Origin of the sequence: Enterococcus sp. 12C11_DIV0727 (genome assembly GCF_002148425.2) — a bacterium.
Taxonomy (GTDB): Bacteria; Bacillota; Bacilli; order Lactobacillales; family Enterococcaceae; genus Enterococcus_L; species Enterococcus_L lemimoniae.
On sequence record NZ_CP147248.1, the window covers coordinates 1,899,071 to 1,921,583 of the forward strand.

The following is a 22,513-nucleotide window of genomic DNA, read 5'->3' on the forward strand; positions in this document are numbered from 1 at the left end:
CTCCTTTCCCTACGCTTATTTAGCTTTCACAGCTGATTTGATTGTGATTAATGATTTTTTCGCTCCAGGAATGTTACCTTTGATCATGATTACATTTCTTTCAGCGTCCACTTTAACAATTTCAAGGTTTTGAATTGTTACGCGGTTACCACCCATACGGCCGGCAAGTTTTTTATTTTTAAATACACGGTTAGGTGCAACTGGACCCATTGACCCAGGACGACGGTGGTAACGAGATCCGTGACTCATTGGTCCGCGGCTTTGTCCGTGACGTTTGATAACGCCTTGGAATCCTTTACCTTTCGAAGTTCCTGTAACATCAATAATGTCTCCTGCTTGGAAAACATCTACCTTAATTTCTTTACCTACTTCATATTCTCCTAGCTCAACATTTTTGAATTCCTTAATGAAGCGCTTAGGAGCCGTGTTTGCTTTTGCAACATGACCTTTCGCAGGTTTGTTCGCTAATACTTCACGTTTGTCTTGGTAACCGATTTGGATTGCTTCGTATCCGTCAGTCTCAACAGTTTTTACTTGCAAAACTACGTTTGGCGTAGCTTCAACTACTGTTACTGGAATTAATTCACCAGACTCAGTAAAGATTTGTGTCATTCCCACTTTTTTTCCTAAGATTCCTTTGGTCATGAGTACACCTCCATCATCTTGATTTTATAGTTTGATTTCAATATTCACACCAGATGGTAAGTCAAGCTTCATTAAAGCATCAACTGTTTTTGGTGTTGGGTTCACAATGTCGATTAGACGTTTGTGCGTACGCATTTCGAATTGTTCGCGTGAATCTTTGTATTTATGAGTCGCACGAATAACTGTGTAAAGCGAGCGTTCTGTTGGTAATGGAATTGGTCCTGATACGTCAGCTCCAGTTCTTTTTGCTGTTTCCACAATTTTATCCGCTGATTGATCTAAAATACGGTGTTCATACGCTTTTAAACGGATACGAATTTTTTGTTTTGCCATCTTGTTCCCTCCTTCGCCTATTTTGAAAGTAGACATAGCTCCACGAAAATTTTTCCGTCACGCTCGTTCGTGGCAAAGCGTCCGGGCGTGTCGCAACCTCTCGTTTCTTAGCCGGTAGACCAAAAGCTTGATTTACCAATGCTTTTTACACTTCTATAAATAGCACCTTTGTCATTATATTATAGAAACATAGTAATAGCAAGGTTTTTTTCAGAAAAAAGTCATTTTTTTATTGCAAGCATTTTCTTGAAAATTATTTTCTTATATTCAAATAATTTAATCAACCAACTTAATCCATTATATATAGAAGAAAAAAGATTTTAGCGTCTCCCCTCTTTTTGTTTTATCTATTTTAAGATCAAAAAAAGTCGAAGGGAAATCCCTTCGACTTACGTCCGAGTACGCCGATGTTTTACGTCGGTTTTGTTACTTTATATTCATCTGTAATTATTTAGTAATTTCAGAAACAACGCCTGAACCAACAGTACGTCCGCCTTCACGAATAGAGAAACGAGTTCCGTCTTCGATAGCGATTGGGTGGATTAATTCAACGTCCATTGCAACGTTATCACCAGGCATTACCATTTCAGTACCTTCTGGTAATTCAACTACACCAGTTACGTCAGTTGTACGGAAGTAGAACTGAGGACGGTAGTTTGTGAAGAATGGAGTGTGACGTCCGCCTTCTTCTTTTGATAAAACATAAACTTCAGCTTTAAATTTTGTGTGTGGAGTAATTGAAGCAGGTTTTGCCAATACTTGTCCACGTTCGATATCTTCACGGGCTACACCACGTAATAAAGCACCGATGTTATCGCCAGCTTCAGCGTAGTCTAACAATTTACGGAACATTTCAACACCAGTAACTGTTGTTTTAGCAGTATCTTCTTTAATACCAACGATTTCGATTTCGTCACCAACGCGAACTTCTCCACGTTCAACACGGCCTGTAGCAACAGTACCACGTCCAGTGATTGAGAATACGTCTTCGACTGGCATCATGAATGGTTTGTCAGTATCACGAGTTGGAGTTGGGATGTACTCATCAACTGCAGCCATTAATTCCATGATTTTTTCTTCGTATGAAGCGTCGCCTTCTAATGCTTTCAAAGCAGAACCAGCGATAACAGGAGTGTCGTCACCTGGGAAGTCATATTCAGATAATAAATCACGAACTTCCATTTCTACTAATTCTAATAATTCTTCATCATCTACCATATCCATTTTGTTTAAGAAAACAACGATGTATGGTACACCAACGTTACGTGATAACAAGATGTGCTCACGAGTTTGAGGCATAGGACCATCAGCAGCAGATACTACTAAGATAGCTCCATCCATTTGTGCAGCACCAGTGATCATGTTTTTAACGTAATCCGCGTGTCCTGGGCAATCCACGTGGGCATAGTGACGAGCATCAGTTTCATACTCGATGTGAGAAGTGTTGATTGTGATACCACGTTCTTTTTCTTCTGGAGCGTTATCGATATCAGCATAGTTTTGAGCTTCACCGCCACCGTGTTTAGCTAACACAGTTGCGATTGCAGCAGTTAATGTAGTTTTACCATGGTCAACGTGTCCAATAGTACCAATGTTTACATGGGGTTTAGAACGGTCAAATTTTTCTTTAGCCATTTTAAATGTTCCTCCTAAAATATATAAATTTTATTTTTATTTGATAGATAGTTTTACAGCTACCTGATCATCTTTTATTATTCTAACTGAAATCCGCAGAAAATCCTAGTCATAAATAAGCATGTACTTATTTCTTAACTATTATGCGTTGTTTCCGCCATTTTTCTTGATGATTTCTTCTTGTACAGATTTTGGTACATCTTCATAGTGGTCAAAGACCATCATAAACGTACCGCGACCTTGTGTTGCTGAACGTAATGTTGTAGCGTAACCGAACATTTCAGCTAGAGGCACCATCGCATTAACGATTTGTGAGTTACCGTGCGCTTCCATACCTTCAACACGTCCACGACGACTTGTAACGTGTCCCATGATATCGCCTAAGTAATCTTCTGGTACAGTGATCGTTACTTTCATCATTGGTTCTAAGATAACTGGGTTAGCTTTCTTAGCAGCCGCACGTAGTGCCATAGAAGCAGCTACACGGAATGCTGTTTCATTTGAATCGACATCATGGTATGAACCATCGTAAAGTTTTGCTTTAATATCCACTAATGGATATCCAGCAAGAACACCGTTGTTCATAGATTCTGCCAAGCCTTTTTCAACCGCTGGGATGTATTCACGAGGAACCACACCACCGACGATGGCATTTTCAAATTCAAACCCTTTTCCTTCTTCGTTTGGTGTAAATTCAACCCAGACATGTCCGTATTGACCTTTACCACCAGACTGACGTACAAACTTACCTTCTGCCTGAGTTAAAGGTGCACGGAAAGTTTCACGGTATGATACTTGTGGAGCACCAACGTTAGCTTCAACCTTGAACTCACGTCTCATACGGTCTACTAATACGTCTAAGTGCAATTCACCCATACCAGAGATAACTGTTTCACCAGTTTCAACGTTTGTTTCAACGCGGAATGATGGATCTTCTTCTGCAAGTTTTTGCAAAGCAATCCCCATTTTATCTTGGTCGGCTTTTGATTTAGGTTCAACAGCTACTTGGATAACCGGTTCTGGGAACTCGATTGATTCAAGAATAACTGGCGCATCCATCGCACATAAAGTATCACCAGTTGTTGTATCTTTCAATCCAACCGCTGCTGCGATATCGCCTGAGAAGACTTTATCGATTTCTTTACGAGTATTTGCATGCATTTGTAGAATACGACCGATACGTTCTTTTTTGTCTTTAGAAGCGTTCAATACGTATGAACCACTTTCAAGGACACCAGAATAGACACGGAAGAATGTTAGACGACCTACGAATGGGTCAGTCATAACTTTAAATGCTAATGAAGCAAAAGGAGCTTCGTCATCTGCAGGACGAGTTGTTTCTTCGTCTGTTTTTGTGTCGATTCCTTTGATTGCTTCGATATCTAATGGTGATGGTAAGTAATCAAGAACTGCATCAAGCATTAATTGAACACCTTTATTTTTAAAGGCAGAACCAGCCATTACTGGGAAGAATTCAACGTTGATCGTTGCTTGGCGGATACCCGCTTTTAATTCTTCGATTGTAATTTCTTCACCATCAAGATATTTCATCATTAGGTCTTCATCTGTTTCAGCTACTGCTTCAACTAATTTTTCACGCCATTCAACTGCTTGTTCCATATATTCTTCTGGAATTTCAGTTTCTTGAATGTCTGTACCTAAGTCGTTTGTATAGATTTCAGCTTTCATCGTAATTAAATCGATGATCCCTGTAAAGCTATCTTCTGAACCAATTGGTAATTGGATTGGATGAGCATTTGCTTGTAAACGATCATGTAATGAGTTTACAGAGTATAAGAAATCCGCACCGATTTTATCCATTTTATTACAGAAAACAACACGAGGAACTTTATATTCAGTTGCTTGACGCCAAACTGTTTCTGTTTGAGGCTCCACACCTGATTGTGAATCAAGAACGGTTACAGCACCATCTAATACACGTAACGAACGTTGAACTTCAATAGTGAAATCCACATGTCCTGGTGTATCAATGATATTTACTCGGTAACCTTTCCATTCTGCAGTTGTTGCAGCAGATGTGATGGTAATACCACGTTCTTGTTCTTGTTCCATCCAGTCCATTTGTGAAGCACCTTCGTGCGTTTCACCAATTTTATGGATTTTACCAGTATAGTATAAGATACGCTCTGTTGTTGTTGTTTTACCAGCATCAACGTGAGCCATAATACCGATATTACGAGTGTTTTCTAACGAAAATTCTCTTGCCATTTTAGGTTGATCTCCTCTCTTTATTTAAATCGATTGTAAAGTGACTGTCTGTTGTAAAGTTAAATTACATACAGAGAGGATTTTACCAACGATAATGTGCAAACGCACGGTTAGCGTCAGCCATTTTGTGAGTATCTTCACGTTTTTTAACTGAAGCGCCAGTGTTATTGGCTGCATCCATGATTTCTTTCGCTAGACGTTGTTCCATTGTATGTTCACCGCGTAGGCGAGCATAATTAACAACCCAACGTAAACCTAAAGTTGTACGACGTTCTGGACGAACTTCAACTGGTACTTGGTAGTTAGAACCCCCAACACGGCGAGCTTTTACTTCTAAGACAGGCATAACGTTTTTCATTGCTTGTTCGAAAACTTCCAATGGATCGTTACCTGTAGATTCTTTGATGATATCAAATGAATTATAGATAATATTAGCAGCAATCCCGCGTTTTCCATCAACCATTACACGGTTAATCAAGCGAGTTACTAATTTTGAGTTATAAATTGGATCTGGTAAAACATCGCGTTTTGTAACAGGACCTTTACGTGGCATCCGTAACTCCTCCTTCCGAAAATTCTTTATTGTATAACACCTTAGTGATTGTCAAATTATTTAGCTGCTTTAGGCATTTTAGTACCATATTTAGAGCGGCTTTGTTTACGATCTGTAACACCAGCTGTATCAAGCGCACCACGTACGATATGATAACGTACCCCTGGTAAATCTTTTACACGTCCACCGCGTAATAGTACCACGCTATGTTCTTGTAAGTTATGACCAATACCTGGGATATAAGCTGTTACTTCGATTAAGTTAGACAAACGAACACGGGCATATTTACGTAAAGCCGAGTTAGGTTTTTTAGGTGTCATTGTTCCCACACGAGTACAAACCCCACGCTTTTGTGGTGAGTTTACGTTTGTTTGGGCTTTCTTAAAACTATTATATCCTTTGTTCAACGCTGGTGAATTAGATTTCTCCACCTTTGATTTACGAGGTTTACGTACTAATTGATTAATTGTAGGCATTCCTTGTTTCCTCCTTCCTCATTTCGCATCTAGTTCCACACATCCAGGTGGTTCTTTTTTAGCGATAAAAAATAATGCAATCTCTGCACTCATTATCAAATATGCTTCGATAGACAGTCAGCACGTCTCCAACGAGAGACCTGTAGATAAAGCACCTTTGCTAGGATAGCACGATAATACGGGTATGTCAACCACTTGTCAGCTTTTTTCTAGTAAAATGAGGATTTTTTTTACTTCTTTATTTAAGTTAGCATTTATATAGAAGAAAATCGACATTTCCATAAATCATTCTATCTTTTTTTTTTGTTTAACGGTACAATATCTTTGATTATTTGAAAGGGGCAAACAAACGGATGAATCTTAAACAAATGGCAGGAATCGAAGCAGCAAAATATGTAGAAGATGGTATGATTGTCGGTCTTGGTACTGGATCTACGGCAAAATTCATGGTAGATGAAATCGGGCGACGTGTAAAAGAGGAAGGCTTATCGATCGTAGGTGTCACGACATCAAAAGAAACTGAGCGTCAAGCACAAGCACTAGGTATCCCTTTAAAAGGGATTGATGAGGTTCCTTACGTTGACCTGACAATCGATGGCGCTGATGAGATCAGTGAAGATTTCCAAGGAATCAAAGGCGGCGGTGCAGCTTTACTATTTGAAAAGATTGTAGCAACCTACTCAAAAAAATGTATTTGGATTGTTGATGAATCAAAACTTGTAAAAAAACTTGGCAAATTCCCTTTACCTGTTGAAGTCGTTCCATACGGCAGCAAACAATTAGTACGTTTATTTGAAGAAAAAGGCTATTCACCCATTTTACGCACAACAACTGATGGTGAAACGCTAATTACAGATGGCGGTCATTACATCATTGATCTTCATTTAGAAAAAATCGATGACCCTATTGCTCTTGGAGCTTATTTAGATCAGTTAGTCGGTGTAGTTGAGCATGGTCTATTTCTTCAAATCGTTTCAACTGTGATTGTAGGTGGCGAGGCTGGTCCTAAGACGATCCATGTCCCAAATTAAAAAATATTTGAATCTGATTTGAAAAAGAACAAAAAGATTAAAATTAGATAAAAAAACAACTATCATTTCGTTCGTTTTTATGCTACATTTTTAGTATTCAATTTTACTTTTGTACTAGAAAGGACGAACGATGAAAATAATTGGTTATGCGCGTACAACAATTACTGACGACGATCTTGATACTCAAATCAAGGTGCTGTCTGATTACGGCTGTGATCACATCTATCAAGAATCTTTTGACGTCACAAATGATACTCACGTTATTTCTGAGCTAGAGACTGTTCTCAACAGTTTGGCTGCTGGTGATACGTTAGTCATTTGCCGATTGAACCGTTTAGGTCGTTCAACTCGACAACTCACAGAGTTAACCCAAACCTTCAAAGGTTCAGGTATTCATTTGGTCAGCCTTGATGAAGAAATCGATACTCGTGATCCGATGGGCAAAATTTATTTTAAGTTGATGGACGGTTTAGCTGCGATGGAATGTGATTTAATCAAAGAACGAACCTTAATTGGCTTAAATAACGCTCGAAAAAACGGGAAAATCGGCGGACGCCCAAAGATAGATGTACGTACTATAAAAAAAATCCGTCATTTGTACCATGAAAAGAAAGAAACAATTCAGTTTATTTCTTCAAAATGTAATGTTTCTGTGGGAACTTGCTACAAATACATCAATTTATCCGAAACAGAACTTGCCAAGCTTTCTCAGTAGTAACCCAGATACGGTAGACTGCAGCTAAAAATGCTGCGGTCTCTTTTATTTAGATTCTTTCCTATAGCGATAGCTTACTTTAGATAATTACCCATTTCACTAATTTACAATGGAAATCTATTTTAAAACGGTGTACAATAGAAAAGGAAATGAAAGTTTCAGAAACTACAACTCAAAGGAGAGCTATACATGCCAAAATTAGTATTTTCTCGTCATGGACTTAGTGAATGGAATGCATTGAATCAATTTACTGGATGGGCTGACGTAGATTTAGCACCAGAAGGTGTTGAAGAAGCAATCGAAGGCGGACGCAAAATCAAAGAAGCTGGAATTGAATTTGATGTAGCCTATACTTCTGTATTAACTCGTGCTATCAAAACATGTAACTTACTTTTAGAACATTCAGATCAACTATGGGTTCCTCAAATCAAATCTTGGCGTTTAAACGAACGTCACTATGGTAAATTACAAGGTTTAAACAAAAAAGAAACTGCTGAAAAATATGGAGATGACCAAGTACACATTTGGCGTCGTTCTTACGATACATTACCTCCATTGATGGATGCAAATGATGAAGGATCAGCTGCAAACGATCGTCGTTATGCAATGCTAGATCAACGTGATGTACCAGGCGGAGAAAACTTAAAAGTAACGCTAGAACGTGCATTACCATTCTGGCAAGATCAAATCGCTCCTGCTTTACTTGACAACAAAACTGTCTTAGTAGCAGCTCACGGTAACTCTTTACGTGCTTTAGCAAAACATATCGAAGGTATTTCAGATGAAGATATCATGGATCTTGAAATCCCAACAGGTCAACCACTTGTTTATGAATTAAACGATGACTTAACAGTAGCGAAGAAATACTACTTATAATAAAGTAAGACCGCTGAAACAATCCAGTTTCAGCGGTCTTTTTTTATTTTTCTAAACTTTCTTTTAAGCGATCAAGCCAACTAGAGATACCTTCGCGCTGTGTTACAAATTCAAAATCAGACATGTTATAGTGAACATAATATCGTCTGTCTACAAAACGCACCATGATCGAAGATCTTACTTCCTCCTCTAGTGCATCTTTTTGTAACTCTTCACGGTAAAATATCCAACTTGTTGCTAGAACATCAGTAGATCCCTTTAAATCCGTTTGAACAATTTGATTGATTGTTTCTATTAAATCGTTTTGTTCTATATTCTTAAAATAAGCGTACCAAAGTGTCCGGTTTCCGGAATATGTTTCATCAAATAACTTCTTCATAGGATCTTTCCTCTTCTCAAGTCATTTTTTGTTAAACAAAACTAGATTCTGTCAAACAGTCACGGTAGATCGCTTCAACATCGGATTCAGTTAACGGAACAAACGCATCTGTTTTGATCGTACTATGTGCCACTGCTTGTTTCGCCATTTCTTCAAATTTTTCCTCATCGATCCCAACTGCTAGTAATGTCATCGGAATGTCGCACGCTTTGAAGAAATCATAAGTTGCTTGAATCCCTTTTTTCGCCGCAAGCATTGGATCCTTCTCAACGATTCCCCACACATTATGGGCAAACTGAGCAAATTTAGCGACCGTTTGTTCCGAAAGTACATAATTCATCCAACGTGGTGTTAAGATAGCCAAACCGATTCCATGAGTAATATCATAAAAAGCACTTAGCTCATGCTCCATTGCATGACAGGACCAAACACCGTGCTTCCCGTTTCTTGTCAAACCATTCAGTGCTAAGCTGCTTGACCACATCAAATTAGCACGGGCGTCATAATCATCAGGTGTAACAAGTGCAATTGGACAATTTTTAATCACTGCACGCATCAAGCCTTCTGAAACAAAATCTTGAACGTTAGTACCTTCTGTTACATTAAAGTAACTTTCAAACAAATGACTTAAGATATCAGCAGAACCAGCTGCTGTTTGATACGCTGGTACCGTAAAAGTTGTTGTTGGATCTAAGAAAGAAACTTTTGGCATCATCGCAGGACCACCAACACCTAGTTTTTGATTCGTTGCTAAGTTTGTGATCACTGCCCCTGCATTCATCTCACTACCTGTTGCAGCTAATGTTAAAATCGTAACTATCGGTAAAGCGTCCCCTTGGAACCCTTTTCGTCCAGCAATGACTGTCCACGGGTCTTCTTCACTATAGAAACCCGCCGCAACCACTTTGGCACAATCGATCGTTGACCCGCCACCAACAGCTAAGATCACATCTACATCATGTTCACGACATAATGCCACGCCATGACAAACCGTTTCGATACGAGGATTTGGTTCAACGCCACTTAATTCCACAACTTTATTTTTATTTTGTCCAAGCAAACCGATCACTTGATCGTACAACCCGTTTCTTTTAATACTTCCACCACCATAAACTAACAATACATTTTTGCCATAAACATTCAATACATCTGTTAGTTCTGTTGTTAAACGATCTTTTCCAAAACGAATATCTGTCGGTACGTAAAATCTAAAATTATCCAATTGTTCTTCCTCCATTCAAATTAGGGTTCTTACTCTATGATAGTCCATCAAAAAAGAGTGTCAAGAAAAACAGTCACTCGATTAAATCGAGGTATAAAAACAGCTCCGTCTAGAATCAGGAGCTGTTTTACTAACTATTATCATTAATTGTTGATTGCTGTTTCAAGACCAACTTGGATCATATCGTTAAAGGTTGTTTGGCGTTCTTCAGCAGTTGTTTCTTCACCAGTTACCAAACTGTCACTAACGGTCATGATTGCTAAGGCTTGCACATCAAATTTAGCTGCTAAATAATATAAGGCTGCAGCTTCCATTTCAATTGCTAAAACACCTAATTTACCTAATTCAAACACACCATCCATGCTATCTTTGTAGAAAACATCATCTGACAACACGTTTCCTACATGCGTAACAAAACCTTTTTCTTTCGCTGTTGTATATGATTTCAACAGCAAATCAAAATCAGCAATCTGCGGGAAATCGTACTTAGGAAAATCATTACGGATCATTGATGACGACGTTGCGGCTGCTTGTGCAATCACCAAATCTCTAACATTAACTTTCTCAGAAATAGAACCACAGGTACCCACACGAATCAATTTTTTCACATCATACGAATTGATCAATTCATGCGCATAAATAGTAGCTGAAGGCATCCCCATTCCTGTTCCTTGAACAGAAACTCGTTCACCTTTATATGTCCCTGTGTAACCTAACATTCCTCTAACTTGATTGTAGCAAACTGGGTTTTCTAAAAATGTTTCAGCAATATATTTTGCGCGTAATGGATCTCCTGGCAGTAAAATTTTATCTGCGATTTCACCTGGTTTTGCTTCGATATGAATACTCATACTTTTTCTCCTTTAATCATACAGTTTATAATGCAGCTAATGCCGCTTTAACTAATTCTTTAAATTGCCCTTTTACACGTTCTGTTGTTTTAACAACTTCTGCATGGTTTAAACTACTTTGCATACCCGCAGCTAAGTTAGTAATACATGAGATTCCCAGAACTTTCAACCCACTATGAGCTGCAACAATAACTTCTGAAACGGTCGACATCCCCACCGCATCTGCTCCCATTACACGAGACATCCGGATTTCAGCAGGTGTTTCGTAGGTTGGACCAGAAAAGCCCATATAAACACCTTCCTGCAATGGTACATTTTGCGTTTTCGCTACTTTTCTTGCTACCTCAGCATATTCTGGCGTATATGCATGGCTCATATCTGGGAAACGAGGACCCATTTCGTCATCGTTCTCACCAATCAACGGATTATCGAAAGTGAAGTTGATATGATCTGTAATCAGCATCAAATTCCCTGGTGTAAAGTTCTCATTCACTCCACCAGCAGCGTTCGTTACAATAATAGAATGCGCTCCAATCGCCGCCATCATACGAACTGGATACGTCACAGTTTGCATTGAATGACCTTCGTAATAGTGGAAACGACCTTGCATTGCTAACACTTTTTTCCCTGAAAGTGTACCATAAACTAATTTACCTGCATGACCAACAACAGCAGAAACAGCAAAGTGAGGAATTTCAGAAAACGGGATAGCAATCGCATCTTCTATTTCATCTGCTAATTCACCTAATCCTGAACCTAAGATCAAGCCAAATTCTACTTCTTTAATTCCTTTTTCTTTTAAAAAACTAGTTGTCTCTTTTAACATTTCACTTAGTTTTGTCATCATTTCTCTCCTATACCAGTTTATTTAAGAAGCTTTCGCCATTTTCAGTTTTTGGAACAGCAAAGTTTTCAGCCACCGTTGCTGAGATATCTGCATAATGACCTTGTGCCAAACTACCTTGTCCATTCATTTTTTTGCTGTAAACTAATAATGGAACATACTCTCTAGTGTGGTCAGTCCCAGGGAATGTTGGATCATTTCCGTGGTCAGCTGTGATCATTAATAAATCATCGTCTTCCATCGCGTCAATAATTTCTGGCAATCTTAAATCAAAGGCTTCGATTGCATGTGCATATCCTACTACATCACGGCGATGACCGTATAACGCATCAAAATCAACTAAGTTCGTAAAACTTAATCCTTCAAAATCGAGTTTCATTACGTTAAGCAATTGATCGACACCATCCATATTACTTTTCGTGCGAACAGAGTCTGTGATCCCTTGACCGTTGAAAATATCATTGATTTTTCCAACAGCAATCACTTCTTTCCCGTTATCTTTCAATGAATCTAGAACTGTTTGACCAAATGGATCTAAAGCATAATCATGGCGATTACTTGTTCTAGTAAAATTACCTGGTTCACCAAGATACGGACGAGCGATGATACGTCCAATCATATAAGGCTCGTCTTTGGTAATATCACGAACATACTGACAAATACGGTATAATTCTTCCAAAGGAATGATCTCTTCATGCGCTGCGATTTGCAAGACTGGATCAGCTGATGTGTAAACGATCAAATCACCTGTTTCCATTTGATGTGGACCGAAATCGTCAATCACGGCTGTTCCGCTATATGGTTTATTACAAACGATTTTACGCCCTGAAAATTCTTCGATTTGTTTTAATAATTCTTCTGGAAATCCATCTGGAAATACACGGAAAGGTTTTTGAATATTCAAGCCCATGATCTCCCAATGTCCTGTCATCGTATCTTTACCTACTGAAATTTCTTCTAATTTTGTTGCATAGCCTTTGTGATCCGCAACAGCTTCTACATTATGCAAAGGCGCGATCGTTCCTAGACCTAGATTTTCTAAATTGGGAATCGTCAAACCTGCTTCTTTAGCGATATGACCTAACGTATCACTACCGACATCACCAAATTTTTCAGCATCAGGCGCTTCTCCGATCCCAACTGAATCCATTACTACTAAATGCACACGTTTAAACATAACCATCCTTCTTTCTTTACTATTGTTTTAAAAGCTTTACCCGTTTATCCTGTAAAACTAGCATGATAATTATTATAAAAAGGGCATGACTTAAGATAACTTCCCATAGCCCGCCCTTTTATACTAAATTTATTTATTTTGATTTGATATAATTCTTCCCAATAGCTTTTGGACCAGATGCTTTTCCTAAGAAAACGACCAGTACGATAATGGTCAATACATACGGTGCCGCTTGTAAATAAACAGCTGGTATCGATGAAATCACTGGTAAGTTTGAGCCAGCAATACTGATGTTTTGCGCAAAACCGAAGAATAATGCTGCGCCCATCGCACCTAGTGGATTCCATTTACCAAAAATCATTGCTGCCATTGAAATAAAGCCTTGTCCAGCAATCGTTGTAACTGCAAAACGTCCAGCAATCGTTTGAGCGAAGACAGCTCCCCCGATTCCACCTAAAAATCCAGAAATCAAAACGCCAGCATAACGCATTAGATAAACATTGATTCCAAGGGTATCTGCTGCTTGTGGATTTTCACCAACTGAACGAAGACGTAAACCAAAGCGCGTTTTGAACAACACAAACCAAGATAAAATTGCGACTAAGATCGCTACAAAAGCTGGCAATGTTGTTTGTTTAAAGAATAAATCACCTAAAATTGGAATATCTTTTAAAATCGGAAATGAAAAATAACCAAACGATTCTGTGATCGTATCTGTTTGACCTTTTCCATAAATCACTTTGATCAAGAAAATCCCTAAAGCAGGAGCCATCAAATTGACTACGGTTCCGCTGATGATATGATCGGCTCTTAGATTGATCGTTGCTACTGCATGCAATAGCGAGAATAACATCCCGACTACACCACCAACTAAACAAGCAAGCCAAGGTGTTGCTGCACCAAACGTTTCAGCAAATGTTAAGTTAAATACCACCGAACTGAAAGCACCCATAACCATAATACCTTCAAGTCCTACGTTTACAATACCACTACGCTCAGAAAATGTCCCGCCCAAAGCCGTGAAGACCAAAGGAGTGGAATAAACCAACGTTTGTGTAATAATCGGCGCTAATACAGCGATTAATGCAATATTCATTAGATTTTTCCTCCTTCTTGACTTGTTTGGTCTGATTTTCCGTCTAATTCTTCAACGATTGCGACTTCTTTCTTACTACCTGAAGCTTTCGCCAATACGAAACGGATAAGATAGCTGATTGCGACAAAGAAAATGATCGCAGCAATTACGACATCGACTAATTCGATTGGAACACCAGCACGTAAAGGCATACCTTGTCCGCCGAGTTTCAGCACACTGAAGAGGATCGCCGACAGGAAGATTCCTACCGAGCTACCTGCTCCTAGCAAGGAAATCGCCATTCCATCAAAACCGATACTTAACGAAGAACCTTGAACAAAGAAATTCCCAAATGTTCCTAGCCCAAGAACCACACCGCCCAGACCAGCTAAAGTCCCTGAGATGACCATCGACATTACAATGGTTCGTTTACTGCTCATTCCGGCATATTCTGACGCAAACGGGTTCAATCCAACCGAACGAATTTCATAGCCCAAAGTCGTTTTCTTCATCAGGAACCAAATCAAGACTAAGAAAATAAGTGCCATAAAAATCCCAATATTCAAACGAGAACCACTACTCAGTTCTTTCAAAAAGCCTGTACGTAAACTCGCGTTTTCTCCAATTACTTTGGTCACACCTTTGTTGCTCATATAATCTTTTGACATCACATTATTCACAATGTGCGTGCTTGTATAAAGGAAAACATAGTTCAACATGATTGTAACGATTACTTCACTTGTCCCGAAAAATGCACGTAATAAACCAGGAATTGCAGCGGCTGCCGCTCCTGCTAAAGCACCTGCCAAGATAGCTGTTGGTAACACTACTAAACGTGGCGCGTCCGGCATCGCTAAAGCTACCCAAATACTTGTTACCCAACCACACAGAGCTTGTCCTGAAAGCCCGATATTAAAGAATCCTGCTGAATTCGCTACCGCAAATCCTAGGGCTGTGAAAATCAACGGACCCGCTGTTACGAAAATCTCACCGATACTTTTTGGGCTTTGAAAAGCAGTCTTAAGCATCGCTTGATAGCCTGCAATCGGATCTTGACCTGAAATAAGCATAATAATTGCGCCAAGAATAAATCCCATCAACACTGATAATATAGGAACTAAAATATTCCGTAGTTTTTCTGACCGATTATTCAACTGCCTCACCTGCCTTTTGATTCAATTCGGCTCTAGCTTCTTCCAATGAGTAACCTGCCATTAAGAGCCCTAATTCATTTTCACTGGTTTCTTTTGGATCAACGATCCCAACGATTTTCCCTGCATGAATTACAGCAATTCGATCAGAAACATTTAAGATTTCCTCTAATTCAAAGCTAACGACTAATACCGCTTTATCTTTATCTCGTTGTTCGATCAACCGCTTATGAATGTACTCGATAGCACCAACATCCAAACCACGAGTTGGTTGAGAAACAATTAGCAAATCTGGATCGCGATCGATCTCACGAGCGATGATTGCTTTTTGTTGATTCCCACCCGATAACGCTTTAGCTGGAACCAATTCGCTTACTGTCCGTACATCATATTCTTCTATTAACTTGCGCGCATAAGAATTGATTTGGTTGTAATTTAGAACACCGTTATTACTTAATGGTTTTTTATAGTAGGTTTGCAATGCAATATTCTCTGCTAGCGTCATATCTAAAATCAAACCATATTTGTGTCGATCTTCTGGCACGTGACCCACACCTGCTTCTGTAATTGTTCGAGGATTTTTATTTGTGATTGCTTCTCCTCTAAGTTCAACTGAACCACTTTCAGCTTTACGTAACCCTGTTAGTGCTTGAATCAATTCAGTCTGACCATTGCCATCGATCCCTGCAATCCCGACTACTTCACCAGCACGTACATCTAAGCTTAACCCTTTAACCGCTTCTAGGCCGCGACTTTCTTTCACCACTAAATCTTTAATTGAAAGAACGACTTCTTTTGGCTCGGCAGCTTTTTTTTCTGTTTTAAATGAAACAGAACGTCCCACCATCATATCGGCTAATTGTTGTGAAGAGACATCTTTAACATTGACTGTATCAATACTTTGACCACGACGGATAACCGTACAACGATCCGCTACTTTTTTGATTTCATCTAATTTATGGGTAATCAAGATAATAGATTTACCCTCTTGAACAAGACCACGCATAATTTCAATCAACTCATCAATTTCTTGCGGTGTTAAAACAGCGGTCGGTTCGTCAAAAATCAAGACATCCGCCCCACGATACAACGTTTTCAAAATTTCCACACGTTGTTGAGCCCCAACAGAAATATCACGAATATAGGCACCTGGGTCTACTGATAACCCGTACTGTTCTGAAACACGTTTGATTTCTGCTGTTGCCTTTTTACGGTCTAAAACACCAGCATTTGTTGGTTCACTTCCAAGAACAATATTTTCTGTCACGGTAAATGCATCTACCAACATAAAGTGTTGATGAACCATCCCAATTCCTAAACGATTCGCTGCAGTAGGTCCATTGATCGTAACTTTTGAACCATTCATAAAAATTTCACCTGATGTTGGTTCTAACAAACCAGATAAAATATTCATCAGGGTAGATTTCCCCGCACCATTTTCCCCAAGCAATGCATGAATTTCTCCAGGCCGAACAGTTAAGTTGATATTATCATTGGCCTTAAATGTTCCAAACTGCTTAGTGATATTGCGCATCTCAATTACATAGTTTTCCTGAGCCACATTTTTCACTTCCTAACGATTTAATCACTTACACTTACATCATCTATTAATACGGTACTTCTAAAAAATAAAGTAGCTTTTAGGCTCTTAAAGAAAGAAAATGAGTTGTTTTTTCATTCGTTTTCTTTCGTTAAAGGCTTAAGAAAATCTTAGCGCTGCTACGAATGCAGCGCTAAGCAGAAAGTTCTATTCTTTTACATCTTTTGGTACTTCTGGAACAGTGATTTTTTCAGCGATGATTTCTTCTTTTGCTTTATCAACAGCTTTTTGTGCTTCTTCTGATAAATAGCCTTTTGTTAAATCAACACCGCCGTCTTTCAAACCATAAACTAAGTGTTCGCCGCCAGGGAATTTATCTTCTAAGGCACGGTTAGAAATATCTTGTACTGCTGCACCTACACCTTTAAGTGTTGATGTCAAAGTGAAGTTATCTTCTTTACCGTCTTTAGTTTTGTATTTACCTTCTTTATCTTGGTCACTATCTACACCAATAACCCAAACTTTGTCTTTTGAGCCAGTTTCGTTTAAATCTTTTGCTTCTTGGAAGACACCTTGTCCTGTACCACCTGAAGCATGGAAAATGATGTCTACGCCTTTTTGGTACATAGATGCTGCTAATGCTTTCCCTTTAGCAGGATCCCCAAATGAAGCAGCGTATTCGATTTCAACTTTGATGTCTTTGTTCAACGCTTTAGCAGTGTCGATCACACCTTGATGGAAACCAGCTTCAAAACGGTCGATAACCGCGCCTTCTTCACCACCAATAAAGCCGACAGTGTTTGTTTTTGTTGTATATGCTGCTGCAACACCAGCTAAGTAAGAAGCTTCTTGGTCTTTAAATGTTGCAGATACTACGTTATCTTTGCCTTCAATAACACTATCAATGATACCAAATTGTGTATCTGGGTTTGCATCTGCCGCTGTACCAATAGAATCAGCTAACAAGTAGCCAATACCAAAGACTGTTTTAAATCCATTAGAAACAGCTGTATCGATATTTGTTACGTATTCTGAAGCATCGTTTGATTGAATGTAATCAAAGCCGTCTGCTCCTTTTTTAAGATCATGCTCTTTACCCCAAGCTTGCAAGCCTTCCCAAGCTGATTGGTTAAACGAACGATCATCTACCCCGCCGATATCAGTAACGATCACAACACTGTGATCAGCGTCCCCACCTGCTGATTTTCCATCTGTTGAATCTTTTTTACCTCCACCACATGCCGCTAAGACAACTGTTAACGCTAGTGCAGTCAAGCCAAAACCAAATAATTTTGCTTTTTTCATCTCTGTAAAGCCCCCTAAAATAGTTTTATATTTTCAACAGCCGGATGACTGAATGAAACAAGATAATAGTGAAACAACTCTCTCTTCGGCCGTCTTGTGCTTTTCAGCATCAAAATAACGATTTTTTCAGAGATTTGATTCATATAGCTAGATCTTACAAAGCCACATTTAGAACAATGTAGCATGTTATAGATCTTTTTCCGTAAAGGCATATGGCAATAACTCGCCAACGGTCGTCTCTTTCATCACGCCATGAACGCCCACCAAGGTAACTGGCATTTCAGGCGCGCAAAATTCAGCCATCACTTGTCGGCATGCACCACATGGAGAGATTGGCTCAGGTGTATTTCCTGCAATCACTAGATGTTGGAATTCACGTTCACCTTCCGAAACAGCTTTGAATATGGCTGTCCGTTCTGCACAATTTGTCAATCCATATGAAGCATTTTCGATATTGACACCTTGATAGACTTTTCCTTCTTTAGTAACTAGACATGCTCCCACTGGAAAGTGAGAGTATGGTACATAAGCTTTTGTTAACGCAGTATCTGCGATAGCTAACCACTCTTGTTTTGCTGTCATTTGTCCGCCACTTTCCGCTTTAGATTAATAGCCTGCTCCAGTTGAGCCTTCCATAATAGCAACACCAGCACTTGTACCAATACGTGTAGCGCCAGCATCGATCATTGCTTTGGCTTCAGCTTCGTTATGAATACCACCTGATGCTTTAACACCCATATCTGGTCCCACCGTTTTGCGCATTAATGTAACATCTGCAACCGTTGCTCCACCAGTTGAAAAACCTGTCGATGTTTTAACAAAATCAGCACCTGCTTCTTTTGCTAATTCACATACTTTGATTTTTTCTTCGTCGGTTAGTAAAGCTGTCTCAATGATTACTTTCACTAAAGCTTTCCCTTCGGCCGCTTCGACAACTGCTTGAATATCTTTCAACACTTTTTTATACTGCTTAGATTTTAACGCACCTACATTGATGACCATGTCAACTTCTGTTGCACCATTGTTGATCGCATCTGTTGCTTCATATGCTTTTACTTCTGACGTGTTGGCTCCTAAAGGAAAACCAATTACTGTACAAACATCAACTGATGTTCCTGCTAAGTGTTCTTTTGCTAGCGCAACCCAGCAAGGATTGATACATACTGAGAAGAATTCGTATTTTTTGGCTTCTTCAATAATCCGTAAAACATCCTCTTCCTTAGCATCTGCTTTTAAAATAGTGTGGTCAATCATTTGATTTAATTCCATTATTTTTTTACACATCCTTTATGCTGTTATTATATCATGAATCAGCTCAGGTTCAGTACCAGAACTGCCGATTTCGATATTTTTATATAAAAGTTCTTTTACGTTTTCGATTGAGTCTGAATTTGCATAAATAGTCAATAATGATTCTCCTGCTTTTACAGGCATCCCAACTTTTTTATGGAGTTTAATTCCAACTGCGTGATCGATTGAATCTTCTTTTGTGGCACGTCCTGCACCTAAAAGCATCGCCGCGATCCCAATTTCATTTGCTACCAGTTTTTGTACAACACCCGACTCTTTTGCTGGGAGTTCTATTTGATATTTAGCTGTTAGTAACCGTTCTGGCGTATCGATAATACTGTCATCGCCACCTTGATTACGGATCATTTCTCGGAATTTATCTAGTGCTTTGCCCGATTCCAAGGCCTCTTTCAACATAGCTCTGGCTTCGTCTAATGTTTCAGCTTTTTTGGCTAAAACAACCATTTGGCTGCCTAAGATATAGCACATCTCCATTAAATCTTCTGGCCCTTTGCCTTGAAGCGTTTCGATTGCTTCAACAACTTCTAAACTATTGCCAATTGCTTCACCGAGTGGTTGAGACATGTCGGAGATCACAGCCATCGTCTGACGGTTCGCTAAGCGACCGATGCGAACCATTGTTTCAGCTAAGCGACGTGCTTCATCGATATTTTTCATAAAAGCACCTTCACCAGTTGTCACATCCAATACGATTGCATCTGCTCCAGCTGCAATTTTTTTACTCATGATCGAACTTGCGATCAACGGAATTGAATTAACTGTCGCTGTCACATCACGTAAGGCATATAGTTTTTTATCTGCTGGCGCAAGGTCACCTGACTGCCCTATAACTGCTACGTAGCTTTCATTTACTAAACGAATGAACTCTTCATCCGGGATTTCTACATGAAATCCTGGTATTGCTTCTAGCTTATCAAGCGTACCGCCTGTATATCCGAGCCCTCTACCGGACATTTTAGCCACACTAGCGCCAACGCTGGCAACAAGCGGTGCTAAAATCAAGGTAGTTGTATCACCAACGCCACCAGTAGAGTGCTTATCTACTTTAATTCCTTGAATTGATGAAAGATCGATCATCTCACCTGAATTTGCCATCGCTAATGTCAGGGTCGTAATTTCCTCATCTGTCATATCTTTGTAAAAAACAGTCATCAAAAATGCGCTCATCTGGTAATCCGGAATATCACCTTTCGTATAGCCGGAAATAATGAATTGAATTTCTTGATCCGTCAAGACCTGTCCATCCCGTTTTTTCTCGATCAAATCTACCATTCTCATGCTTTTTTTCCTCCAAATCAATCCCCAAGGATGTATTATACACTAAAATTGTTCAGGTTAAAACCTTTTAGTAAAACAGTTTACTAACGCTTTCATATATTGAAAACGCTTATAACACGAACATTAAATCAAATCTACCCGATTGTCAATCGATTTCGTGCTATTTCTTAAAATAAATGTCGTATCGAAAATTTTATTTGGTATTTTTTTCTCTGGATCATTGATTGATTCTACCAAGAACTGTGCGGCATAAAAACCAATATCAAAGCTAGGTTGATAAACAGTTGTCAGCCCTGGAACTAAATATTCCGAAATTTCCAATCCATCAAATCCAATAACAGAAATATCCTCAGGAATTTTTTTACCGCATTCTTCTATTGCCTGATATGCGCCCATCGCCATTTCATCATTTCCGCAAAAAATAGCAGTGAGCTCTGAATTTTTCAATACGTTTTTAGCCGCCGTATAACCGCCACCTAAATTCAAATCGCCATTACTCATGTATTCTTCTCTAACTGGAATACCGTGATCTTTTAGTGCATGCTGGTACGCTGTCACTCGTTCAGTCAATTGATAATACCCATCGTTTTCTGTTAACATCCCAATGTGTCTGTGACCTTGTTCGATCAACGAGCAGACCGCTTGGTAAGCGCCCTCATATTCTTTTACGATCAAACGGCCATTTTCCCGAGGGTTGATACCACGATCGACTAAGATCACTGGAACCTTCCGTTTTTTCTTATTTCGTAAAATATGATTCACCGGCAAAATATTAGGTGTTGCAAAAATGATCCCATCAACTGAACGATGAACTAACTCCGTAACATATTGCGTCGCCTTATCTTCATCATGCTTAGAATTGCATAACAAAATCATGTAGCCTAAAGAGTTCAAATACGTTTCCACACCTTCGATTACTTTAGCAAAGAAAAAATCCGTTACATCTGGAACCACCATCCCAATCGTTTTCGAATGACGAGTAATGATGTTTGACGCAAAATAATCTGGTTTGTAATCATATTCTTCTACCACAGCTAAAACCTTATTTCTCGTTCTTTCGCTAAAGCGACTTCCTTTGTCATTGATGATTTGTGAAACTGTTGTTACTGATACACCAGCCATATCCGCAATTTCTTTAATGGTCAATTTCATAGTCCATTCTCCCTTTATCGACAAGCCCTACCAAACATGTCAACGTTTTCAAAATTGATTTCGAATGACTACAGTTTAGCAGAATTTTCTAGAATAGAATAGCTTAACCAGAAAAAAACTACTTGCTAAAACCAAAACAGCTGACCAAGCGCATACTTTCCACCTCTTGAACAGTCATTATCAATAATCAGTCTAAACCAATGTTACCAGTTATTCGTCAACATCAAAAGACCTGGTATCCAGCAAGTGACCACTCCTTCAAAAATCGCAAAATATAAAACAGGTTTTCCAATTTCTTTTTTCAATACATACTCAATAAATCCTGTCAGCCATAAAATCCCCCATGATAGCCAAATCAAGGCAAAACGCCAGTCGCCATCGACCGTATAAAAAATATAAGCCGCTGGAATTGTATTTACAGCAACAAAAAAAGCAAATATCCCATAAATACGCATATCCAAATTAAAAACATAAATCAGTCCGACCATCAAGTAAGTAAATGCAAACAAGTAGCCTGTTCCAGCATCATAATAAGCACCTTTAAACAAATAAATCGTATTGATAATAAAAGATAAACTTCCAGTCATCAAATTGATCAGACCAGTCGATTTTTTATCTACTCCAGCTAATCCGCAATAACCGTTGCTGATCAACGTGATTGCTACAAATAATAATCCTACTCCTAACACGCTATTCCCTCCAATAACTTTTCAAAAAAAGCTCGTTTACTACTGG

23 protein-coding genes are annotated in these 22,513 nt (G+C 39.0%); 3 read left to right on the forward strand and 20 right to left on the reverse strand.

All coding sequences use genetic code 11. The annotated features are described in order from the left end of the window. Positions 1–15: 15 nt before the first annotated feature. The 6 genes from rplC to rpsL all read right to left on the reverse strand — a co-directional run bounded on the left by rplC (position 16) and on the right by rpsL (position 5,871). Positions 16–645: a 50S ribosomal protein L3 gene (gene rplC, locus A5866_RS09135; protein ID WP_010766222.1), complete on the reverse strand. Its 630-nt coding sequence runs from the start codon at positions 643–645 to the stop codon at positions 16–18. A gap of 24 nt (positions 646–669) precedes the next feature. Further along, positions 670–978 carry a 30S ribosomal protein S10 gene (gene rpsJ / locus A5866_RS09140; protein WP_002389727.1) on the reverse strand — a complete coding sequence of 103 codons (309 nt, stop codon included), beginning with the start codon at positions 976–978 and terminating at the stop codon, positions 670–672. 447 nt (positions 979–1,425) lie between these two features. After that, a complete protein-coding gene (tuf, locus tag A5866_RS09145) occupies positions 1,426–2,613 on the reverse strand; it encodes an elongation factor Tu (protein WP_086278226.1) in 1,188 nt (395 codons plus the stop codon). A 141-nt stretch (positions 2,614–2,754) separates the two neighbouring features. Beyond that, entirely contained in the window at positions 2,755–4,842 is a 2,088-nt protein-coding gene (gene fusA / locus A5866_RS09150; RefSeq protein ID WP_086278224.1) for an elongation factor G, read from the reverse strand. An 82-nt stretch (positions 4,843–4,924) separates the two neighbouring features. Then, positions 4,925–5,395, reverse strand: coding sequence for a 30S ribosomal protein S7 (gene rpsG, locus A5866_RS09155; protein ID WP_010761695.1), 471 nt, complete (start codon positions 5,393–5,395; stop codon positions 4,925–4,927). A 56-nt stretch (positions 5,396–5,451) separates the two neighbouring features. Then, positions 5,452–5,871, reverse strand: a complete 420-nt coding sequence (rpsL, locus tag A5866_RS09160) for a 30S ribosomal protein S12 (protein ID WP_069641179.1) — start codon at positions 5,869–5,871, stop codon at positions 5,452–5,454. Positions 5,872–6,224: 353 nt separating this feature from the next. Here rpsL and rpiA point away from each other — a divergent pair, with 353 nt between their 5' ends. From rpiA to gpmA, 3 genes are all read left to right on the forward strand, one after another. Beyond that, positions 6,225–6,902 carry a ribose-5-phosphate isomerase RpiA gene (gene rpiA, locus A5866_RS09165; RefSeq protein WP_086443729.1) on the forward strand — a complete coding sequence of 226 codons (678 nt, stop codon included), beginning with the start codon at positions 6,225–6,227 and terminating at the stop codon, positions 6,900–6,902. 130 nt (positions 6,903–7,032) lie between these two features. After that, entirely contained in the window at positions 7,033–7,617 is a 585-nt protein-coding gene (locus A5866_RS09170; protein ID WP_086443728.1) for a recombinase family protein, read from the forward strand. A gap of 189 nt (positions 7,618–7,806) precedes the next feature. After that, positions 7,807–8,493: a 2,3-diphosphoglycerate-dependent phosphoglycerate mutase gene (gpmA, locus tag A5866_RS09175; protein ID WP_086278219.1), complete on the forward strand. Its 687-nt coding sequence runs from the start codon at positions 7,807–7,809 to the stop codon at positions 8,491–8,493. Between the two features lie 43 nt (positions 8,494–8,536). Here gpmA and A5866_RS09180 read toward each other — a convergent pair whose 3' ends face one another. The 14 genes from A5866_RS09180 to A5866_RS09245 form a co-directional block, all read right to left on the reverse strand. Then, positions 8,537–8,872 carry a hypothetical protein gene (locus A5866_RS09180; protein ID WP_086278217.1) on the reverse strand — a complete coding sequence of 112 codons (336 nt, stop codon included), beginning with the start codon at positions 8,870–8,872 and terminating at the stop codon, positions 8,537–8,539. Between the two features lie 31 nt (positions 8,873–8,903). After that, positions 8,904–10,109 (reverse strand): iron-containing alcohol dehydrogenase, encoded by a 1,206-nt coding sequence (locus A5866_RS09185; protein ID WP_176271385.1) that lies wholly within the window; start codon positions 10,107–10,109, stop codon positions 8,904–8,906. Positions 10,110–10,237: 128 nt separating this feature from the next. Next, entirely contained in the window at positions 10,238–10,945 is a 708-nt protein-coding gene (gene deoD, locus A5866_RS09190; RefSeq protein ID WP_086278214.1) for a purine-nucleoside phosphorylase, read from the reverse strand. A 25-nt stretch (positions 10,946–10,970) separates the two neighbouring features. After that, complete coding sequence (locus tag A5866_RS09195; protein ID WP_086278212.1) at positions 10,971–11,789, reverse strand: purine-nucleoside phosphorylase; 819 nt, start codon at positions 11,787–11,789, stop codon at positions 10,971–10,973. Between the two features lie 10 nt (positions 11,790–11,799). Then, positions 11,800–12,966, reverse strand: coding sequence for a phosphopentomutase (deoB, locus tag A5866_RS09200; RefSeq protein WP_086443727.1), 1,167 nt, complete (start codon positions 12,964–12,966; stop codon positions 11,800–11,802). Positions 12,967–13,099: 133 nt separating this feature from the next. After that, complete coding sequence (locus A5866_RS09205; protein WP_010770607.1) at positions 13,100–14,062, reverse strand: ABC transporter permease; 963 nt, start codon at positions 14,060–14,062, stop codon at positions 13,100–13,102. Beyond that, positions 14,062–15,195: an ABC transporter permease gene (locus tag A5866_RS09210; protein WP_176271384.1), complete on the reverse strand. Its 1,134-nt coding sequence runs from the start codon at positions 15,193–15,195 to the stop codon at positions 14,062–14,064. Before A5866_RS09210 ends, A5866_RS09205 begins: the two co-directional genes overlap by 1 nt. Further along, a complete protein-coding gene (locus tag A5866_RS09215) occupies positions 15,188–16,753 on the reverse strand; it encodes an ABC transporter ATP-binding protein (RefSeq protein ID WP_086443726.1) in 1,566 nt (521 codons plus the stop codon). Before A5866_RS09215 ends, A5866_RS09210 begins: the two co-directional genes overlap by 8 nt. A gap of 186 nt (positions 16,754–16,939) precedes the next feature. Next, positions 16,940–18,037 (reverse strand): BMP family lipoprotein, encoded by a 1,098-nt coding sequence (locus A5866_RS09220; RefSeq protein WP_086278202.1) that lies wholly within the window; start codon positions 18,035–18,037, stop codon positions 16,940–16,942. A 186-nt stretch (positions 18,038–18,223) separates the two neighbouring features. After that, complete coding sequence (locus tag A5866_RS09225) at positions 18,224–18,619, reverse strand: cytidine deaminase (RefSeq protein ID WP_086278199.1); 396 nt, start codon at positions 18,617–18,619, stop codon at positions 18,224–18,226. 24 nt (positions 18,620–18,643) lie between these two features. Then, positions 18,644–19,306, reverse strand: a complete 663-nt coding sequence (gene deoC / locus A5866_RS09230) for a deoxyribose-phosphate aldolase (RefSeq protein WP_086443725.1) — start codon at positions 19,304–19,306, stop codon at positions 18,644–18,646. Between the two features lie 18 nt (positions 19,307–19,324). After that, positions 19,325–20,626, reverse strand: coding sequence for a pyrimidine-nucleoside phosphorylase (locus tag A5866_RS09235; protein WP_086278195.1), 1,302 nt, complete (start codon positions 20,624–20,626; stop codon positions 19,325–19,327). A gap of 123 nt (positions 20,627–20,749) precedes the next feature. After that, on the reverse strand, positions 20,750–21,778 hold the full coding sequence (locus tag A5866_RS09240) for a LacI family DNA-binding transcriptional regulator (RefSeq protein WP_086278193.1): 1,029 nt from the start codon (positions 21,776–21,778) through the stop codon (positions 20,750–20,752). A 203-nt stretch (positions 21,779–21,981) separates the two neighbouring features. Further along, positions 21,982–22,467 carry an AmiS/UreI family transporter gene (locus tag A5866_RS09245; protein ID WP_086443724.1) on the reverse strand — a complete coding sequence of 162 codons (486 nt, stop codon included), beginning with the start codon at positions 22,465–22,467 and terminating at the stop codon, positions 21,982–21,984. Positions 22,468–22,513 lie beyond the last annotated feature (46 nt).